General features: G+C 38.9%; 13 protein-coding genes. 2 read left to right on the forward strand and 11 right to left on the reverse strand.

Going from position 1 to position 21,802, the window contains the following annotated elements; genetic code table 11:
• Nucleotides 1–63: 63 nt before the first annotated feature.
• From MKX65_RS22345 to MKX65_RS22385, 9 genes are all read right to left on the reverse strand, one after another.
• Nucleotides 64–3,684: a recombinase family protein gene (locus tag MKX65_RS22345; RefSeq protein ID WP_340905696.1), complete on the reverse strand. Its 3,621-nt coding sequence runs from the start codon at nucleotides 3,682–3,684 to the stop codon at nucleotides 64–66.
• A 123-nt stretch (nucleotides 3,685–3,807) separates the two neighbouring features.
• Entirely contained in the window at nucleotides 3,808–4,917 is a 1,110-nt protein-coding gene (locus MKX65_RS22350; protein ID WP_340905697.1) for a recombinase family protein, read from the reverse strand.
• A 272-nt stretch (nucleotides 4,918–5,189) separates the two neighbouring features.
• Nucleotides 5,190–6,575 (reverse strand): hypothetical protein, encoded by a 1,386-nt coding sequence (locus MKX65_RS22355; RefSeq protein ID WP_340905698.1) that lies wholly within the window; start codon nucleotides 6,573–6,575, stop codon nucleotides 5,190–5,192.
• 155 nt (nucleotides 6,576–6,730) lie between these two features.
• Nucleotides 6,731–10,105, reverse strand: coding sequence for a recombinase family protein (locus tag MKX65_RS22360; protein ID WP_340905699.1), 3,375 nt, complete (start codon nucleotides 10,103–10,105; stop codon nucleotides 6,731–6,733).
• Between the two features lie 114 nt (nucleotides 10,106–10,219).
• Complete coding sequence (locus MKX65_RS22365; protein WP_340905700.1) at nucleotides 10,220–11,857, reverse strand: recombinase family protein; 1,638 nt, start codon at nucleotides 11,855–11,857, stop codon at nucleotides 10,220–10,222.
• Nucleotides 11,858–11,872: 15 nt separating this feature from the next.
• A complete protein-coding gene (locus MKX65_RS22370; RefSeq protein WP_340905701.1) occupies nucleotides 11,873–13,480 on the reverse strand; it encodes a recombinase family protein in 1,608 nt (535 codons plus the stop codon).
• A 238-nt stretch (nucleotides 13,481–13,718) separates the two neighbouring features.
• Entirely contained in the window at nucleotides 13,719–14,699 is a 981-nt protein-coding gene (locus tag MKX65_RS22375) for an N-acetylmuramoyl-L-alanine amidase (RefSeq protein WP_340905702.1), read from the reverse strand.
• The gene (locus MKX65_RS22380) at nucleotides 14,683–15,105 is read right to left on the reverse strand and encodes a phage holin family protein (RefSeq protein ID WP_340905703.1); all 423 of its coding nucleotides are present in this window, start codon (nucleotides 15,103–15,105) and stop codon (nucleotides 14,683–14,685) included. Before MKX65_RS22380 ends, MKX65_RS22375 begins: the two co-directional genes overlap by 17 nt.
• Before the next feature lie 376 nt (nucleotides 15,106–15,481).
• Nucleotides 15,482–16,543 carry a hypothetical protein gene (locus tag MKX65_RS22385; RefSeq protein ID WP_340905704.1) on the reverse strand — a complete coding sequence of 354 codons (1,062 nt, stop codon included), beginning with the start codon at nucleotides 16,541–16,543 and terminating at the stop codon, nucleotides 15,482–15,484.
• A 271-nt stretch (nucleotides 16,544–16,814) separates the two neighbouring features.
• Here MKX65_RS22385 and MKX65_RS22390 point away from each other — a divergent pair, with 271 nt between their 5' ends.
• Together MKX65_RS22390 and MKX65_RS22395 are read left to right on the forward strand one after the other, a co-directional pair.
• The gene (locus tag MKX65_RS22390; protein ID WP_340905705.1) at nucleotides 16,815–17,525 is read left to right on the forward strand and encodes a hypothetical protein; all 711 of its coding nucleotides are present in this window, start codon (nucleotides 16,815–16,817) and stop codon (nucleotides 17,523–17,525) included.
• A gap of 30 nt (nucleotides 17,526–17,555) precedes the next feature.
• Nucleotides 17,556–17,813, forward strand: a complete 258-nt coding sequence (locus tag MKX65_RS22395) for a hypothetical protein (protein ID WP_307148767.1) — start codon at nucleotides 17,556–17,558, stop codon at nucleotides 17,811–17,813.
• Between the two features lie 163 nt (nucleotides 17,814–17,976).
• On the opposite strand, the gene MKX65_RS22400 is transcribed toward MKX65_RS22395, so the two are convergent.
• Both MKX65_RS22400 and MKX65_RS22405 read right to left on the reverse strand, forming a co-directional pair.
• Nucleotides 17,977–19,128, reverse strand: a complete 1,152-nt coding sequence (locus MKX65_RS22400; protein ID WP_340905707.1) for a phage tail protein — start codon at nucleotides 19,126–19,128, stop codon at nucleotides 17,977–17,979.
• A gap of 15 nt (nucleotides 19,129–19,143) precedes the next feature.
• The gene (locus tag MKX65_RS22405; RefSeq protein ID WP_340905708.1) at nucleotides 19,144–21,744 is read right to left on the reverse strand and encodes a phage tail tape measure protein; all 2,601 of its coding nucleotides are present in this window, start codon (nucleotides 21,742–21,744) and stop codon (nucleotides 19,144–19,146) included.
• Between the last annotated feature and the right edge of the window lie 58 nt (nucleotides 21,745–21,802).

Raw genomic sequence — 21,802 nt, forward strand, 5'->3', positions numbered from 1 at the left:
CCTCCACAATCGGAGATGCGCCACATTAATCTATTACTCTATTAAGTTATTAACTCTGCAAAACTATTCCTTGCAGACCTGATAATGAAACACTTCTCTAGTTCCACCCTTTTCCGGTGCTTTGAATCTTTCTAATTTACCCTGCTTCATTAACGGTCTCAAAATAACTTGGAAGGTGTGCGTATCAGAAATCTCCATCCTCTCATTCATAAAGTCCACAATCTCTTTAACTGATTTTGGCTCCTCGCAAAATACTAACAGCTCTTCCACCACAGGCCCTTTCAGTAACGCCTCATGTTTTTCCTTTGTTTTCTGCTTCTTTTGCTGCCTTTTTAACTCAACATAATCGGCATAGGTTTCTGGCATTTTTTGTTCCAGTTCAATTATGAGATGGTAGGTGACCTTTCCATCTTTACACACTTCTGCTCGACTAATAAATTCTTGAAACAAATCGTCAGGAAATTCCTCGCTTCCTCCTTCCACATACCTTTTCACCTTTTTCATGATTTCCTTAAACAAATTTCGTTCCTGCTCTGCACGTTTTTCCCGATCACTGAATTGCTTTAATCGGTCATGCAGCTCTACCAATTCTTCTGTCAATGAATCCACGAGTTGAGTGTTTTGTCCATTTTCGTGAATTCCTTCTTCCACAGCTTTGTACAAAGTTTGGTTTTGTGTTTCCATTCTTTCACGCAACATAATTCTTTCTCTTTCCTCTTCCTTTGTTAGTTCCAATCTCGCAATCCAATTCATGGCCTTATTCGTAAAATCCGGATTGTCATGAATTTGTTTTAAAAAGTGGATGAAGTTCCACTCTAAATAATCCTGGCGAATACGCCTTGTATCGCATCGTTCAGTTCTATATCTCTGATCATGGCGACAACACACCCAGAAATGCGTTTCAAAAGGTTTTTTCCATCGTCTCTCTACGTGCCGTCTATGCCCCATCAAATATCCACATTCACCACAATACAGTTTTTCAATAAAAGCTTCATTTTTCATTTCATCTTTTTCATACTTCTGATGTCCCTCACTGATAAATCCTTTATTTTGTTTTCGTTCTTCTAATATATCTTGAACCCGGTCCCAGTCCTTTGGCTTAATGATTGCTTCATGATGATTTTCAATATAATATTGTGGTTCCTCTCCCTGATTACGGATAACCTTGGATTGTAGTGTGTCAACGGTCACGTGTTTTTGAAATAAATAATCACCTTTATACACTTCATTTGTTAACATCGCCATCACAGATTTAGGATTCCAATAGTCTTTTCCTGTCGCTGTTTTAATACCATCTCTAGCTAAGTTTTCACAAATTGTATTAACGGTTTTCCCATTCAACACTTCCCTAAAAATACGTTTGATGATTTTGGCTTGTTCTGGTTGAACATGCCAGCGATATTGTTCATCTATACTATAACCATAAACAGCTTTCCTCCAATGAATAATGCCCCGTTTTGCCTGACTTCTATGTCCCCAGGCAATGCTCTTTCCTACGTTCACAACTTCTTCTTGGGCAATTGCACCGTAGATGGACATCATCAATTCTGATTGAGGATCCGATGTCCAAATGTTTTCTTTCTCAAAATAAATATACACAGGATTTGGTAATTCCTTCAGATGCCGTGCGATAGATAGTGTATCTAATGCATTCCGGCTAAAGCGAGAAATTGATTTTGTGATGATGACGTTTACAAGTCCTCGTTCACAATCCTTTAAGAGTTGGTTTAATTGTTCTCGTTTTTCTAAGGAACGGCCAGTAATTCCTTCATCTACATAGATCCCTGCAAATTCGTATGATGGGTCTTTTAAAATGAGATACGTATAGTAGGCTACCTGTGTTTTCAAACTCATTTTCTGTTCTAATCGATCGGTAGAAACCCTGCAGTAAGCAGCTGTCTTGAGTAGTTGAGTTTTTTGCAAATGGTCAGGCTTTTCGTTTCCTATCCGTGCGTTCTCAATCGTTTCAAGAATAGCCTTCCCTTCACCTGGTTCAATCTTTTGTACTTCACGCTCAACCGTAGTATTCATTTCTTTTTCCCTCTTCTCTTTTAAAGCCCCATGTTCATCGAGAAGGGTCAGTTCTTGATTCACCTCCTTCTTGGGGCTCGCTTTTTTCTTTGAGTTATCTTTCTGAGTTGTATGAATCGATTTTTTAGATAGTTGACCGACCGTCAGGCTTGTCCCATCAAACCACTCAACTTGAAAGTCTTTTTCCGATTCAATGGTAACTTGGTGAATCCATGCACGTAAGTATTCCGTCGTTACGTTTTGATGAAACTCTTCCATTGATTGTAGTTTTTCTAGCCATTCCAATGTCTTCACACGAAAAGGACGATCATCCTCTATTTGAGCAACCTGTTTTTCAAATTCTTGGTATTCTTTTTCTAAGGAAATTATCTTTTCTGGATCCTCATTACTTTCCTTTGCTATCTCCAATTCCGTTAACCATTTCAAGCGATGAAATTCAAAATGGTCCTGCTGATTGGTCGCTTTAAGTTCTTTCTGAAACTGGGCAAGACTATCCGAATGATTCAATCCATATTTTAAGCTCATCGCTTGTAATGCCATCTGTTTTAACTGTTCTTCATTTATATTTGGGGCATTGCATGTTTTTGCATTAGTTGAAGCGCACTTCCAATAATCAATTCTAGGACTAGGAAAAAATTTATATCGATATCCACAGGCATGACAGATGAGCTTTTGGGAGAATGCCGGTCGATTTCTCTTCGTTGGTATTCCTGTATTTCTTTTGTTGCTTTCTATATGCCTCTGCACTTCATCAAAAACTTCCCGACTGATGATTGGAGGGTGGGTGTTTTCTATCTCAATCTCCTCTCGATCGTGATAAGTCATTTTGTGAGTGAAAAGGTCTCTGGTCACGGTTCTTGTCATCATATTTCCCGTGTATGTGTAAGTCGTTAGCATTTTTTTGATATTGGAAGGCAACCATCTATCTTTTCCGTTAGCAGTTTTAATCCCCTGTCTGTATAACTCTCTTGTAATTTCAGCCCTCGACCATCCTTGTAGAAACCAGTCAAAAATGTTACGAACAACCGCCGCTTCTTGCTCATTAATCTCAAGTGTATTTCCTGACTCTCCTCGAACCAAGTTATAGCCATATAGTCTAGAAAATTTAGCTTCACCTTTTTGAAACTTTTTTTCGTATCCCCATTTTGTTGAGGTAGATAGGTTCTCGATTTCTTCTTGTGCAAGAGCTGCATAAGTTGTGAGTAAAAATTGATTGTAAGTAATAGAGGTGTCAATTTGTTCTTTTTCAAAATAAATTCCTACCCCTTTCGCTTTAAGCTCCTCTACGATTTCCATTAAATGTTCTGCGTTTCTCGTTAGGCGGGATACATCTTTTGTAAGAATAAATTCGACTCTACCTTCATCGCAATGGCGAAGCAATCGCTGCAGTCCTCGTTGCTTTTTAGCATTACTACCGCTAGTACCACTATCAAAATACACACCTACAAACTTCCAGTTTGGTTTGCTTCTAATCAAATGGGTATAGTGGTGCACCTGATTCTCCAGCGAGCGAATCTGATTTTCAAAGTCGGTACTCACTCGACAATAAGCTGCGACTTTAACTTGCTTCTCACCATGTAATGGACTTTCCTCTCTTTCTTTCACTGGATCCCATAATGTTTTGGTCCACATTCCTTTTTGAAATGCATCCATAAACAAAAAACCCCTTTCCTATAAGCGATAATAGATCGTGTCCATCTATCACTCACATCCCAAGAACTTTCAAGTTCTTTTTCCGGGTGGAAAGAGGTTTATGTTTATTCGATTAGATTAAGCTTATTTCTTTTTGGGTGTCTTTCGTTCTCTCGCACAGATGGTCCGTTTCACTCCGCACTTAAATTGAAATTCAACCATCCGCTCTTTGTATATAATGCCTCGTTCAACTGTATTTTTGAAAAGATTCACATCAAAATGTTCTAATTCCTCAGCTTCTTCTAATGAGTCTAGAAGGTATTGGAATTGCTTCTCTAAATACAGTTGTTCTTGCATGTTTTCTTCCAGACTGTCCCTCTCCTGTTGGAGAATTTCTTGTTCGTAAATCAAATGCCTTAATGTTGCATCGTAAATGGCATCGCTGGTAGCTGATTCTTTTGCAGCTAGGTCACTAATGCGGTTGGTTATGATTTCAATTTGTGTATTCAGCTCCTCCAACCTTTGTTGTTCCGGTGGCGAGAGGGATGCTTTTTCGATAGCTTGTTTCGCTTCTTGCTTTACTTCACTAATGTTTTCTTTCATCGCCCTCATTATTTTCATAAAGACATTTTCTAAATCGGTTTCGTGAACGTAGCTCGTTTTACAGTCTTTATAATCTGGATCTCGTCCTGCGGTCACTCGGCATTGCCAAGCAGAAATATAATATTTCTCCCCTTTCCTGCTAGAAGTCATTCGTCTTCTTATGGCTGGCCTACCGCATTCGCCGCAAAAGAACTCATTGGAAAATGGGCTAACTCCACTAAAATGCTGCCGATATTTTTTATCCGGGTCCCTCATCATCAACCTTCGCCTTTTCATTTCTTGTTGAACGGCTTCAAAGGTTTCTTCGCTAATAATCGCTGGATGAGTATTCTTTACATAGTACTGTGGCTGATGTCCTCTGTTGCGGATGCGCTTATGGGTGAGGTAGCTAGTTGTAATCGTTTTCTGTGCTAAACAATGGCCTTGGTACTTCTCTTGCCTCAAGATTTTGTAGACCGAATCTCCCGTCCACGTTGTATTCCCCTTACCAGTCTTTAATCCATCTCTCATTAAACCTTTTGCAATGGTTGGACATCCTTTTCCTTCTAGGAATTCTCGAAAAATTCTCCTTACCACCTCAGCCTGTTCTTCGTCGATAACTATTTCTCCATCTTCAGTTGTGTCATAGCCTAGGAAAAACGTGGTCGGCATATGAACTATTCCTTGTTGGAATCGCTTCTGTACTCCCCATTTCGTACCCCATGATACTAGTTAGATAAAAAACTATATATAGAATCTTATCTAATTCAAAAACGCAAAATATAGATAAAAACCGGCAATTTTTATCTAACCATAGTAACTATTCAGGACATTTGAAGAGTATGGCTGTTAGATAAATGAAAATGGTCAAAACAAAAAAGCCCACCACCTTCTTAGGCAATGAGCAATTAATGACGTGCTTCTTGTATTAAATTTTGGGGTTACTACTTCGAGTTACCCCTTCTTATATGAGAGTATTCTAATTCCCGAATAGTATGAATCATTATTTTCCATTCTGCCTCTTTATATCCACGAGGAACAGTTTCACCATTTTCATCTTCATAACACATTCTAAATTTATGTAATACTTCAAAATGAGTGTTGTCTTCTTCTCTTTCGAATTCTAGTAACACTTCTATTTCACTAATGGCAGGTGCGTTATCATAAATGTTTACTAATTTAAAATCCATCAATTTCTTTTTTTCAAAAACTTCATGGAGTTCACCTGCTAGTTTTCCATTTGTTTTATCTTCTGTAAAATGTTTTGATACCATCTTTGCCATGTATCCAAAGTTTTTCTTTTCTAAATAATAGAGAAACCCTATCAGAGCCCTTTCCGGAGTGTTTTCGGTATAATCATTGACATCTCCCTTTTCAGGTAAATCCTCCCCAACGGTTAAATCTCTTTTTACCCAATTGTTCATATGCTCACGCTGTTTTTGATTTTCCTGAAATTGTTCTAATGAGCTTGCAACCTGTTGCATTGACTCTTCAAATGTTGGTGGGACAAATTCTTTATCGATTCCTTTTTTCCCAGCTTTAATTGCGTCTGCCCAATCCCTTAATGCAAGTAATGTAGAAAGTGCTTTTGAGGAAACCTTTTTATTGGCATAACCTAAATCTCTGCCATGTAAAATTCCATTTCTAAATGGTAATGTAACTTCCTCATCTGTTGTTTTCTTGCGACTTTTGCCAAATATTTTTGCAATGGTACCTAGACCACTATCATGAGCTGCAATCGTGTCCCACACTGTAAGTTCAACATTTTCTGCAAAGAAACCAATATGTTCAAAGTCGTTCACGAACCCATCTATCATCATCAAAAATAAAGGTACACTTGCATGATATCTTTCGCAAAAGTGATCTTCTAGGGCATTTGACAACAAAGCCCTTCTAGGACTGAATTCTTTTAAAGCCATAAGTCTTGTGGCTAAAAAATTTACTTGCTCCCTACTAGTAAAATATTCAACTAAAACATCTTCTGCTTCATCAGGCTTTCCCTGTTCTGCAAGTTGGACACACTTTTCCATTAAAGGAAAGCTTAAATTCTCGAATGCAATCCAACCTTTTTTAGCAAAGAAATGGTTGAACCTGTCCGGTATAACCTTTAATGCCCTATATTGTTTGTAAGACTCTTCAAATCGTTGAAATGCTTCTTCAAATTTCGGTTCCCTAAACCCGAACTGTTTTGCTAATAAATATAATTGTTGAAAATCTCTTGCACCTTCAAAGGTCATATCCATTTCCTTAAAACTATAATTGTCTTTGATTTGTCTTTTATTCTGTTTCTTCCTAGCTCCCTTTTTATTTCTAGATTTCTTTTTAGCCACTTTATTTACTCTCCTCTCATAAAATTCCTATTAACTAATTTTACCATGTTTATAAATTATAAAAGACAAAGTTCCTATTAATCTAGCAATAAAATAAACCCACCAAGTAGCCATCTAAAACCTAGACGCCAACTCGGTGGGTTGCTTGTTTCCCGTTATTTTCTTTTCTTCCGTTTTCTCTTCACCTTTAGTTTGTAGGAGCATTTCTCTTCCAAGTATTCCTCCCATTCAACACCTAACTTTAATTGATATACAATTCGACCATCTGAGTGAATCACTCCACTTTCAACAATCCGTTCAAATAAGTCCGTCCGGAAAGGGGTACGTTGTTTTAGAGGATTGAAGTCATCTATTTCTTTTAATTCATTCACTAACCACTTGAATTCCTCACGATATTTTGCAACTAGTTCCCGCCGTTCTTCATAAGCATCAAGCTGATTTTTCAACTTCACAATTTCATTTGTTAGTGCTTCGACCCGCTTGGTATCTTGTCCCGCTTGATTAAGCTCTTCATCTACTGCCTCATACAGTTCTTGATTGAGTTGTTCCATTACCGCTTCTATCTCTTTTACTTCGGCGAGTTCTTCTGTTGTAAGGTTGGTCCTCTCAATTACCTCTCTTACCTTTTGTTCTAGTCGATCATCGGCCTTCATGGCCAACAAAGCACTCATAAAGTTATGCTCAACATACTCTTCTCTAAAACTTTGGGAAGTGCATGTAGCGGAAAAGTTTTTACCATTGGCGACACGGCACCTCCAATAGCTTCGAGCTTTCTTCTTGTTTGCATCCTTTTGTCTATCGTAACTTTCGTACTGACTGATAACCCCTCCACACTCACCACACCGAAAATTCTGGCGAAATGGATGTTGAGCATTGACTGAGGAACGAGTTACTTTAGGTTGGTTCGACTTTCGGATGGTTTGGACCTTCTCCCAATCTTCCGGTGTAATTATAGGTGGATGGTGGTCCTCGATATAATATTGGGGCAGTTCCCCTTGATTGACGACTTGCTTCCTCGTAAATGGATCTTTTATATATGTTTGTTGATAAAGTATGCAACCTTTGTAAACGGGTGATGCTAACATTTTTCCTACTGTGTTCGGATGCCAATATTTATTTCCATTGGCCGTTTCAATACCATCCTCGCTTAGCTCTCTAGCAATACGTCCGATGCTTTTTCCTGCTGTATAAGATTCGTATATGCGTTTCACCACTGCCGCTTGTTTGGGTTCGATGCACCAATTCTTATGTTCATCAGGAGTATAGCCATACGGAAATCGACTTGGCCTTACTATCCCTATTTCGGCTAACTTCTGTTTACCCCATTGACTACTAGTTCCCACGTTGACAGCTTCTTCTTGAGCCATACTGCTAAGAACCGTTAACATTAAATCACTATCTTTATCGGCTGTATGAATATTTTCGCGTTCAAAATGCACGTAAACTGGTGGATTGAGCGACTTCAACATCCTCACATAATACAAAGCGTCGACCGTATTCCTCGCAAATCTTGATATGGACTTGGTCAAAATTTGATCAACTTTTCCTTGCTTACACTTTTGCATCAAACGATTAAATTCTGTTCGATTTTTAGATTGTATTCCTGATAATCCTTTGTCCGCAAAAATACCGGCAAAGCTCATCTTTGGATTCTTCAAAATCAAATAAGTATAATACGCGACTTGTGATTCCAGACTGATTTGTTGGGCATCCTGTTCTGTTGAGACCCTGCAATAACTAGCCGTTCTGAGCGTTTGTTGTTTCGTTTGCGTTTGAAGTGACTGTTCAACCTTCCACATATTCTTTTCTTCTTTTTTAATTTGCTTTGTTAAACTAACAGGCGATGTTGAATTCGCATCTCTTTTAATGGGCGCAACAAGCACATCACCCTCCCCCTTCCCTTCATATTCAATGTCTTGTGGTATAGATTTTTCTTTTCTCTTTTGATTCCTCAAGGTTTTAGGTGGTTCCGGCATAGGACCTTCACCAACCTTTGTTTCTTCTTGGTCAAACCAATGAACAATAAACGTATCATTTGAATATATGGTCATGTTCACGACCCATGCCCGAAAATAATCAATGGTGGCTTTCTCGAAAAATTCTTCTAGTGATTGAAGGCTTTCCATCCACGAGAGGGATTTTTCACGATAAGGTCTATCTTCTTCTATTTTTTTGACGTATCTCTCAAAGTGAAAAAACTCTTCTTCTAGCTGATGTTTTTTAGCTGTAATAACATCCATTTCCTCTTTTGATGCTATTTTCTCTTCTTCTTTAACAAGGCGAATGTCGCTAAAATATAGTAATCGTCGATGTTCGAAGTAATCGTGTTCATGAAGACGCTTCATCGGATCAAAAATATCCCTTAGGGCTAAAGAATCGCTGTTAAATCGTTCTCGAAAAGCTGTTTTCATCATGCCAAGAATCTCTGACTCATACATTTTAATAGAATCACAAATCCCACTTTTACTCCCCCTGCACCGCCAACAAGGTGTCGCATAGTCGGTTAAGAACTGATAATTACATCCGCATATTCCACACATAACTCGTCCTGATAACGACCGGAAATCCGCTTTTTTATTTTTCTTTTTACGCTCTGCTGGTTTAAACCGTTTTTGCACTTCCTCAAACATGGCTGAATCAATAATAGCTGGATGGCTATTTTCAATGTAGTAGCTCGGTACATCCGTCGGTTTCCCATTCTCCAAAAGGGAATTTGTTTGAAAGTAGGCATATCGATTTCCGGTATAGGCCACATTGGTGAGTATCTTTTTAACAACTGACCCATCCCAAATCGTGCCTCCTTTAGAGGTTTGAATCCCTTCTTGCATCAAATAACGTGCAATTTCATTAAGTGCAGCTCCTCCAAGAAATAATTCATAGATCTTCTTTACAATCTTTGCTTCTTCTTCATCAACGCTGATATAAGTCTTTTTTTGATGATAGGTAACACGATATCCAAGAATTCTTTCAAACTTCGGTGAGCCTCTTAATGCTTTTTTCTCATACCCCCAACTAACATTATGCGAGAGCGTTTCCACCTCATTTTGAGCAAGAGCAGCATAGGTCGCTAGTAAAAACTCATTAAATTCCTTGGAGGTATCGAGATTTTCCTTTTGAAAATACAAACCTACTTTCAGTTCATTTAACTCCCGCACCAATTCCATAAGTTCTTTCACATTTCTTGAAAACCTAGAAATGCTTTTTGCAACAATATAATCAATTTTCCCTTCTCTACAATGCCTCAATAATCTAGTAAGCCCTAACCTATTTTTCATTTTGGTGCCAGAGACACCTTCATCGTAATAAATGGAGACTAATTTATAATGAGGGCTTGTTTGGACAAATCGGGTAAAATAATCAATTTGATTTTCCAAAGACTGCATTTGTGAACTAATCTTTTTGCTTGTTCTAACATAAGCTGCTACCTGGACCATATTACGTTCCGATTCAATTAAGCCATTCTTTTCCCGCTTTAATGGCTTCCACAGAACCTCGTTCCATTCATAATCTTTTAGAATGTCCTTCGACAAACACAAAAACCCCTTCCCTTTTATCAGAATAATGATCTTCCTTCATCTGTTGAAGGTATGTTATCTATCACTCATCCTCAATAAAAGTTCAAGGGGTTTGTTTCTATTAAAATTTTATTTTTGTCGTAGAGCTATGAACATTCTTTTAATCCCGCATTTAAATTCCAGCGTGACTTTCTGATTGTGGTTGATGGTGCCTCGCTGAATAACCTGTCTAAAAATGTCCTCATTAAATTCTGACTCATTAAGTTCGTATAGGAAGGTAAGTAAGGTCTCCAAATGCCGCTCCATATGTTTACTTTCTTGTTGCTTATTACTCAGTTCATCGTGTTCGGACTGAAGCAACTCTTGTTCATAGTATAAATGGTTGATAGAGGCTTCATAAACACTTGCGACAGTAGAGTTACTTTGTTCGGCTAGCTCTGAAATTCGTTCGTTGATTTGTTCAATTTGGGCTTCGAGATTCATTTTGCGAGCTTTTTCAGCTGAACTTAAGTCATATTCTTTAATGACTTTATGAGCTTCTTGAATCAATTCTTCCTTTCTTTCCTTTAAGTCTTGGAGTAATGCCATGAATTCACGTTCAAGTGCAGATTCCCAAACAAATTTCGCTTTACAATTTACGTTATATTTCTTGGGGTGGATCCTGGTTCTGCATTGCCATGCGGTATAAAGAAACTTCTCTCCATTCCTTTCCGAAGTAAGCCTTCGGCGAACAATGGGATGGCCGCACTCCTCGCAAAATAAAATATTGGAGAAACAAGATTTATTTGAATAAGCCTGTTTGTATTTCCCATCCGGGTTTCTAAACATATTACTTCTTCTTTTCATCTCCTGTTGGACCGCATTCCAATCTTCCTCTGGAATAATGGCGGGGTGATGGTTTCGAATAAAATATTGTTGCTCTCTTCCGTCATTTCGGATGCGTTTGTGGGTTAAGTAATCTACAGTTACCGTTTTTTGTAAAAGTGCATTGCCACAAAATTTTTCGTTTGTTAATATTTTATAAACGGAATCGGAGGTCCATGTTTTATTTCCTCTTGCGGTTAATATCCCATCCCGCATTAATTCTTTGGCAATAGTTACTGTCCCTTTTCCATTCAAAAAGTCGTAATAGATCCGCTTGATTATCGCTGCTTCTTTTTCATTAATGACTAGGTTTCCATTCTCATCTGTATCGTAGCCTAAGAAATAAGTTGTTGGAATATGCGCTATGCCTCTTTGAAATCGTTTCTTAATTCCCCAGCGGGTGTTCTCACTAATTGACCGTGATTCTTCTTGGGCCATTGAAGATAAAATGGTTAGAAATAATTCACTCTTAGTATCCAGGGTGTCAATATTTTCCTTCTCGAAATAGAGGCCAATTCCTAATGCCTTCAGCTCACGAATATATCTGAGGCAGTCTAGAGTATTTCTGGCAAATCTACTGATGCTCTTAGTCAAGATATAATCAATTTTTCCTTCAACACAATCATTTATCAAATTTTGAAATCCTAGCCGCTTTTTTGTTGAAGTACCAGATATACCTTCATCACAGTATACCTTCACTAACTCCCAGTTTGGATTGCTTTGAATAAATTCCGTGTAATGAGCAACCTGGAGTTCATAACTTCCCGCTTGGGATGGGTCATTTGTAGAAATCCTTGCATATGCGGCTACCCGCTTTTTTACACCGCCTGCATTGGGTTCATTTCGTCCTGTCCTAACTTTTGCAGGTATAACCCTAACTTTAGGTGAACGTATTTCACTCAATTTTGTTCCACTCCTTTAAAATTCCACTTCTATGTTCTCCCCGGTCACAAATGTGAAAGAAAATAGAAAAGGTGATAGTGCCTTTACACGTATCACCCATGCTCTCATACATTCGATTTCATTTAATTCTTCCACTAAGCTATCAAAGGATATACTTGTAAAAGACATGTTTCTTAGTTTTTCAAATACGTTTTTTCTTAAGTCCGTATCAGCTTCAATAAGATTCCACCACTCCTCTTTTTCCTTTATTTCTAGCTCTGTTGCAATCCTCATAGATCTTAAGTACTCAATTTTCTCATCTTGCCCTTCAAGGAGTGCATTACTCTCTTCATAAAGGGTTTTTTCCAGTTTAATGCGAAGTTGGTTATATTCGGCATCACCTTTTATTTCGATGTTATTTATATCCTTCATCATTTTAAGGATAGTTTTTCTTGGTTCCTCATCTTGCTCCGTTGGCTCATACTTTGCTTTTAATGCCGCTAACATTGCTGAATGAACATATTCCTCTTTAATGCCTTCCATCGTGCAAAGCTCATGGCTCTTAGTTCTTTTTCCACATCTCCACGTAACTACCCCTCTACATACGAACCTTTGCAAGTTTCCACCACATTTTCCACATACAATTCTGCTAGATAAGGGGTATCTATTCCTTTTCCCTTCCTTATTTGGCTTAGCTCTTTGCTTCAGTTTTTCTTGAGCTCTTTTAAAAGTTTCCCTATCCACAATTGGTTCGTGATGATCACTGATTAGGTATAAATTTTTCTCGCCCTTGTTTTTTATAGATGCATGGCTTATGTGATCCTTACTATAAGTTTTCTGCCCCAGAACATCGCCAACATAATTAATATTTTTCAGCATTTCCCTTATCGCTGTTCCAGACCACTCATTCTTGCCTTTAATAGTTTTATAGCCTTTTCTTATAAAGATTCTAGCAATCTCTGGTGGTGTGTACCCTTCAACACATAGTTCAAATGCCTCTTTCACAATACCTGCTTCTTCTTGATTAACTATCCAATTTTTATATTTATCTTGACCATACCCAAGTACACGATGAAACTTTGGCTGCCCTCTTTCCAGCCGTTTGACATTAGCCCATTTGATATTTTCGGAAATACTGCGACTTTCTTCTTGAGCCACTGCCGCCATCATCGTTAATATAAACTCGCTTTGCATGTTCTCGGTATCAAGATCTTCTTTTTCGAAGATTAATCTGACCCCATTCTCCTTCAACATTCGAACTGTCTCCAACGTATCCAGAACATTTCTCGCAAAGCGGGAAACACTTTTGCAAAGAATCAAGTCTATTTTTCCTTCCAGTGCATGTCGAATTAATCGGTTAAATCCAGAGCGGCTTGAAGTTAATGTCCCACTTTTTCCGTGATCCGTATAAATTCCTACCATTCTATAATTTGGGTTTGAACGAATATGTCTAGCATAGTAGCTAGTTTGATTCTCCAATGAATCTTCCTGTTCATCCGAGAGGGTACTAACTCTCACATAAGCTGCTACCTTCAAAGGTTTTAACTTTACTTCAGTTCCTTGCTTTGTTAGTAGGTAATTTGATGTAAACTCACTTAATTCTCCATTGTCTGTCAATGTTTGGCCAAACAAGGTTTCTCCCATTTGACTTCCTCCTTCCTTCGTTCTACCTGATTATTAAGGTAATAGTCATTTAACCATTCAATCAGCCTAGTTTTTAAAAAACATTGCTGAAACCCGCATGGTTAAAAGGTTTTCAGCTATTTGGGTTACAGTATATATCACTCAAACTGGGGTATATAGCAAGAGAATAATTAGATAAATTCCATTAAAAAAGGACCGATATGTCCGTACATACCAGTCCAAAATAGCAAAATTATTTTCATTGATATCTAATAAAAGCATCAGGAAATCCAGCTGATTTTACTTTTTTCAAAAGTGCCTCAGCATTATCTTGATCAGCAAAAGCTCCTACCTGTACCCGATAGTATTTCTGCGCTCCACTTGGTTTTGCCACTCCTTGAGCAAAGCCTTTGATGATTATAAGGGCATCCTTATCAATCCAACTCATAATACCCGCAGATTTTACCCCAGTCTTTTTATTCACTTTCTTGCCAAGGAGTACACAGGTCTTACCCCCTTTTACAACAGGCTTCCCATTTGAAACAACCTGTGACACTTCATGATATGAATCAGTTTTTACCCAAGTAGGAATGGTTGCCCCACCGGGATAATAGGAATTGGCTGATGCTTTTACCTCTACCAAATCCCCTACCTGAATCCCTGTAGGTAAATCCGGTGATTTATTTAAAGCTGCCCTCACTGCTGCCCGAAAGGAATCCATATTTTCTCCGTGCTTCGGGAACCAATGCATGACGTCCCCATGATTACTTGCAATTCCTTTTTCAGCTCCTTCTGAATGACAAATAATATCTTTCTCTGTTAAATCATATTGTTGGCAAAGCATCACACAAAGCTCCACGGCATTTTGCCAAGCCTTTCTAAAATAGGCCTCATTCTTTGAAACATTGTAGCCAACCATCGTAGATACTTTCCCGTAAGAAAAACCACTCGGCTCACAAATTTCAAAGCCAATGTGCGTATTGTTCCCTGTTCCTCCGCAATGCCACCCTCGGTGATTCCAAGGCAAGTACTGCCACACCCCTTGATCATCAACAAAAGCATGAACAGCGACCTGCCTGCTTGTTTCACCAGCTTTGTAGGATTTATTCCACCGGCTAAACCAATCTGCTGCCATGACTCCTGGTGTTGCAGTGGAGTGGACCATAATACCTCTTGGAATGATTTTCTTTCCCGCTGTGAAACAGTCATTTCTTGTCATAAACCTAGTGCTTAGTTTCATTCTTATTTCCCTCCTCACCATGTAATTGAGATAAGACATCTTTCAATTTCTGAGGTACCGGAAGTCCAATTCTTGCAGCATTTTCAATGATGCTAATCCCTTCATTTGAAAGATAAAAAAAGATGACGGCTGTGCGAATGATGCTGCCCTCACCAATCAAACGGCTATCAATGATATGTGCAATAGCAACTAGAATAAAAATAAGAAGTTTCTTTAAGATTCCTCGACCACCTATTTCACTGGAAAGCTCACGATTGATAATCGCAACCATCAGTCCTGTGATGTAGTCTACAATGACAAAAATAATGAGGGCGTATAAAAAACCATCTAGACCACCCAGAAACCACCCTAACCATCCTCCCAATGAAGCAATCATTATTTGTAAATACGTCCATAACTCTTTCATTTACTTATTCCCTCCCAACTTTTTTTTGCAAAATAAAAAGGACTAGAAAATTTTCTAATCCCTACATTGTCGACGGAAATAACTCTAACTCTTCCAAATCGATTATAAAATTAAGATGTTAGGTTTTTCTGTTGCTTGCCAACGAACCATCTCCCCTAGTCTGGTAAGAATATCAGGTTAATACACTGCTTGCCCAGTGACACATAAACGTTTGATCATAAATGACAAGTTTTTCTGCTGCCTGCCAGCGACCTGGCTCCCGTAGTCCAGGAAGAATATCAAGTTTTTCTGGTGCCTAACCACCATTATTACAGCTTTAGATTACCATAAAACCATTAACAAGTGAACTTGGTGCATATTAAATTTTCTATTGCTTTTAATACTGCGCATAATACACATACCCACTCGCCTTCACATAAAATCCATCTCCCGGAACATAGATTGCTCCACCAAAGGTATCTGAATTGGTTGTTGTAAAACCCGGCTGCTCGACCCCTTCCCATGTTAGACCATCAACAGACACATATAGCATGCTTTCCATAAAAAGAGCATATTTTCCCCAATCTTGCATCCAGATGATGTTTTCTGGATTAGGGATACGGTTATCAGCCAAATCTCCAACATGAGAAAGGTTGGTTTCCGTAATCTCAGTGGCGTTGTCATTCATCACGCAGAGTTTCACATGAAAGACACCACTCACATAACGATATTTCATCACAAACAGTTTATTGTTAATCGAGCGAATATACATATAATGTGTTTCATTTAAATCTTCTGGAATGGTTGTCGTCCATGATCCTGGGGTTGCTGAACTTGCGATAGCAATAGACTTATCACCACCCACAATGCCGATAAAGTTCCCTTGGTGTGCTGTCATGTAGCTAAAAATCGGTACAGAAGTTCCATCAGCCCCCACTAATGTCCATGCTGTTCTATCCATTAATGAATCAAAGCTGTAGTAGACAGGCGATTTATAGTACCACCAACTGACAACCCCAGAACCTCGGCTGGTGTCATAGGCTCCTGTCGTCATCGAGTTTTGAGCCCCTTGGCAATAACCCGCATTATACCAAGTGATACCATCAAAGGAGGCAATAATATTCGCCAATCCTGTAATTTTAGCGAGAAACACACCATCACCTGCCCACAAGATAACAGGTGCTCCATAGCTCCACCATGAGACACTAACCACTGTCCATTGCTTAGTGGTTTGATCAAAATAGGACATATACGGTGTTTTCGCATGATAAACAGCAATCTGAGCGTTTCCATTATCATGCACATCTATTTTCGTTTCACTACCGTATTGTGTATACCCAAAATCCGAGTAGTATTTCTTTTGCCAATTTAAAGTGGGTGTAGGAAGAATGATGCTGCCCCTGCCGCCAAAAGCGGTCCAAATGGCTACTGTATTATTAAAATTCCGTTCATAACTCATGAATTCCTCCTCCGTTTGAGTATAAAAATCCCCCCCTAACCAACTGAAATAATGAGGGCATTTCCAAATGAATTACTTACTCGTATGGGCAAGTGGCTGCAACAAGTAAATTTTTGATTGCAAGTTAAATACTCCTATAGAAATGGTTAACTTGAATTCATTTTATTGAATATGGTAATAATAAGAGAATCTTGTATTTAGACAAGCGCATCACATAGGTACTGTGATAAAATATTTATATACATCGTTTTACCTTGTTCGGAGGATTATTATGGTACCTTTTGATAAAATTTGGTATAGCATTGAAAATATTTATAAACGTCATGGATTGAGCTTTAGCTTAGCAAAAAAATTACGCGAGTATGATGACGATTTATTTAACACGATTATAGAAGAGAAAGATAAACTTATTGTTGATACTTTAGATGAAATCATGCACTTAGAAGAAGACATGAATAATATCAACCAAGAAGTTGATTTCTTATATCGCTACAAAACAGAAAATTCTATCCAAAATAAACTAATGAATCAAACACAAGTCAGACAACTTTATAAAGTATGTAATGACATTATTGGGTTTAGATTCATAATAAGAACAGATTCAAATGGGCTGTTAGAGATTGCAAATAATTTTGCAGAAAGTTGCCCTTCCGATAATATTGACTGCCGTATTCATGACCAAAGAAGCGGAAAGAGTAACGATGATGGGTACAAAGGCATCCATGTTAACATTAGAATGAAACATAACTTGGCTTTCCCCATTGAAATCCAATTTTGGACACGACCAGACGCATTGTTAAATGACTATCTACATGATAATATATATAAAACTCAAGATGATGAATTCTTAACTGATTATGCAGTTTCACTAAGGCAATGGTTAGAAAATGTTCCTTCTGCTCCAGGAGATATTGGAACAAAGTCTTATGTTGACTATTTATACGAAAAAGCTTATTCGATTGACTTTGGATATGAATTCTAATAAAAAATTCCAAAAGAAAGGGTGGTAATAATGAGTAAGGTTTACATTTGTTCAACACACCGTGGTACTAAAGCAAAAGTTATTCTGGAATTATCGACAAGTGCAGAAGCAAAACAAGCTCTTCAACGGATCAAAAGTGTAAATCCCAAAGTGAGCCTTGGTGTTTACGGATCAAGAGATTTAGCTACATTTAAAAGAACACAACGGACTTTTAAAGCCTCTACATTAGTAAAATCCGTAGCTGATTTTGTTGATGCCATGGACAAAAAAGAAATAGAGACTGTTTAATTCACCTAAAGCAGCCAGAAATACTATATAAGCAAGTTTTCTTTTCCCACTGCGGCTTTTTTGCAGGTCTGGAAAGTCATACAGATATTAAGATAACTTCCCTCGCTACCAATGATGCAGGGCTAAGTTATCTTTTATTTTGCAATCATTATTACACTGCACATCATTCCACCTTTTCAATTGCTGTAATTCTTCCACTGCTATCTGTCGTGTAATTATAACTTGCCGTTTCTCCATCCACATACGTCACTTCAAACCTCATAGTATCTACCATCAATGTGGATACTTCCTTCAGCAACAATTCTGAAAAAATATCCTCTAAGGTAATACTTGTGATTCTACCGTTCGTATCTGTTGTATAGGAATATTGTGCATGATATTGATGGGTATCCCCTTTTTCTACTTCATACGTGACGTTAATAAAGCCCGCATCAATGGAGAGTTCCTTTACAACCGTGTACGAAACTTCCAGCTGATCGACTTGATATTGCAGTCCATCTACAGAATTTCCAACTTGATTCAATGAGCTCTCCACAGTGTTTAACGAATTTTCTATTCGATAAAACGTATCTGAAATGCTCGGCCTGTAGTTTCCCACCTCCACTCGGATATCATAGCGATAAAAGGGATTGTATTCTAAAGAAATAATCCTCGTTTTCACATCAATTCCTAAAGGTTTAAAAACAATGTGCACATGATCACCGACTGATAAATTTTGCAGCTTAAAAAAGGAAATATGGTACGAAGAAGCATTTTCTCTGGAGTCATGAGAAACAGAAACATCGGTCACATTTTTTGTATCCATTACAGGTATATAATCCAGGCTACCACGGTGTTGTCGAATATTAATCTGGTAGCCATCGTATTCGATTTCACCACCGACAATCGCAATATACTGCATGAGAGCCGCTCTCCTTGTGACCTCCTGATTAATCTTCATCGTACAGCTTTCTGTAAATTCAACCGTTCCAGCTGAAAAAGGCGTCCCTATAAGAAGCTGATTCAAACCAGTTGCCGGGTCACCTGTAAAATCAAAAGTATCTATTTTATATATCTCATCATTCAAAATGTATGACACGTGTTCACATGTCACCGAACAAATAGGTAAGCTGCTCTGAAGCGATTTATTGATTTGAACAATTTCAAAATATTGATTGTTTAGCTTGGCCAGCTGCTTTGTTTTTAGAGCGAGGGCAGACTTGGCTAGAACAGTAAAGGATAGAGTAAATTCCCCTTCAAGTGTTTCTCTGACATTCGCTGTCATGACCTTACGAATTGTTTGAATGAGCGTGTTTCCCGCATAAATTTCAATCACCAATCTGCCCTCCTTTTACGAGCCAGCGATTCCTAAATTTCTAACAGTGACCGTGTTCTGATTCCATTGAAGCTGTGCAATAATTCGAGTTAACACATTCCCATCGATAGTCAAGGGAATCGTAACATCAAATGCAGCACCGCTATTTCCACCTTCAACGCCACTCACCACACTATTCATGTCTAGGTTAAAATCGGTCGGAATGGCTCCTTCCATATCCTTTTCTACATTTCGCATAGCGTCTGTAAACCCTACACCAATTCCTGCCCCCATGTTCTCACCAATTCCTGCAAATACTCTTGAAGGAGAGTGGATTCCGAGGATACCTTTGACACTACTCACAATGCCACCGACAAAGTTGCTAACCTTTTCTTTGATCCACCCAACCATCGAAGCAATTCCATTCCAAAGACCTCGGACAATGTTTACTCCAACCTGTCCAATTGAAAGGGCGGCTTTTCCAATTCCAACAAGAATGGCAGAAACAATGGCTGGTAATTGCGCCAATAGTTGAGGTATAGCTCGAATTAGTCCAGCTGCTAATTGAATAATAAGCTTAATCCCCATTTCAACAATCTTTGGTAGATTGGCTGTAATAAAATTGATAATCGTTGCTATCAAGGTTGGCAAAGCTTCGATTAATCTAGGTAAGGCATTAATCAGTCCCATCGCCAATCCTTCAATAATTTTAAAAGCCGCCTCTAAAACCTTATCGAGGTTATTCAGGATGGTTTCTACAATTAAAAGAATGGCTGCAACAATAGAAGGAATGAGATTCGGTAAAGCTTCTCCAATTCCAGTCGCAAGCGTAATAATCATGGTTAAAGCAGCTTCAACCAAGGCTGGTAAGTTAGCAAGAATTCCTTCTACTAATGACAAAACGAGGTATAATGCCCCCTCTGTTATCTGAGGAAGTGCTTCGATAATTCCTTGAAGCAATGTCGTGACAATTTGCATAGCTGAATCGATAATGGTGGGAAGATTATCAATAATCGCTCCCGCAATCGACATGATGATTTGAAGCCCTAATGTCACCAACTGTGGAAGCTGTGAAGCGATCAAATCGGTTATTCCCCTCATGGTTTCACCAATAACCTCTGAAATTTTACTGAAATCCCCTTCCGCTGCATTGATACCATTCGTAAGGTTCGAAAATAAGTCCGTTATCCCTGATGACACTTCACTGACAGCAGGTAAAAACACCCCTTGTAAGGAACGCTTCACACCTTCAAGCCCCTCGGTTAGGTTGTCATATTTCACTTCTTTGATTTGATTCAATGCATCCCCACTTGCAATGGTGCTATCTTTGATGCCTGCAAGAACAGGTAGTACATTGGCCTCCAAATCTTCAAACTGCGTACCAAATAACTGAACACCAATCGTATTTTTGAGGAGCGGATCTTCAATTTCCTGTAGTCTTTCAACCACAGTGAAAAAAGCAGCATTCGCGGTCTCTCCACCTTCAGCAAACTTGCTCATCATCTCTTCTGCATTAAGACCTAGAGCGGTAAAAGCCTCGATACTCGTCTTACTACCGTCTTTTGCTCGGATATTAAACTCTTTAACTGCATCCCCGACCTTATCAATACTAAAAGCACCGCTTTCTGCACCGGCAACCAAACTAGCAATAAACTCATCTGCACTTAACCCGAGTGATGCATATTGAACGGAGTATTCGTTCAAGGTATCTAACAGGTCGCCATTTTTGTCGGCCCCATTTTGAGCACCAGTTGCAATAATGTTGTAAGCTTCATCGGCGGAAATCCCAAAGTTTTTCATAAGAGCACCTGCAGCTCTGGCTGATTCTTGCATATCAAAGCCAAAAGTATCCCGCAAAGCAAAGCCGGACTCTGTGGCTTTTTCAAGTTCCTCGCCCATAAGTCCGGTTATCTTTTGTACTTCAGAAATCCCATTGGCCACATCCTCCAAGTTGTCACCAAAGTTGTGCTTGTACACGTTTTGAGCAACCTCACCTAACTCCTCAAGCTCTGCCCCGGTAGCACCTGTGGAGGCAGAAATCTGATTGACCGCCATATTGTACTCATCACCGAGCTTGATAAGGCTTGCCCCAGCAGCGACTGCGGCAGTACCAATGGCGGCTACGGCTGCCCCAATCGTTACCCCAATTCCTTTTAAAACACCGCCCAACTTTTCAAAACGACCAGAGGCATTCTCTGTTTGGTCGGCGGCATTTTGTACCTCATCCGCAAACTGCTCTGCCTCATCTTCAGCCTCATTAAACCCCTCGTTCAGCGTTTGAATGGCTTGGTTATTATTATCAAGCTCCTTCTCCATCTTCATTAATTCGGATTTCGCATTATTCAGCTGAATCTGCCAGTTTTGTGTTCGTCTGTCCGTTTCTCCAAATGATTCAGCAGCATTTCTAAGAGCAGCTTCTAATGTTTCGATTTTTTCTTTCTGAGCATCTACGGACTTGTTCAGAACACTGTTTCTAGCAGTCAACGCTTCAAGAGATTGATCTTGCTTATCAAACTGAGCAGCAACAAGATTCATTTCACTGCCTAACACCTTGAAATTCCGGTTGATATCCCTCAACGCATTTTTAAAATCTTTCTCCCCTTCAACACCGATCCGAAGCCCGAAATTATCTGCCACGACTCCACCTCCTCTCATTTAGGGCATAAAAAAGACACCCTTTTATAGAGTGCCTATT

The organism is Robertmurraya sp. FSL R5-0851, assembly GCF_038002965.1.
GTDB classification, from domain to species: Bacteria; Bacillota; Bacilli; order Bacillales; family Cytobacillaceae; genus Robertmurraya_A; species Robertmurraya_A beringensis.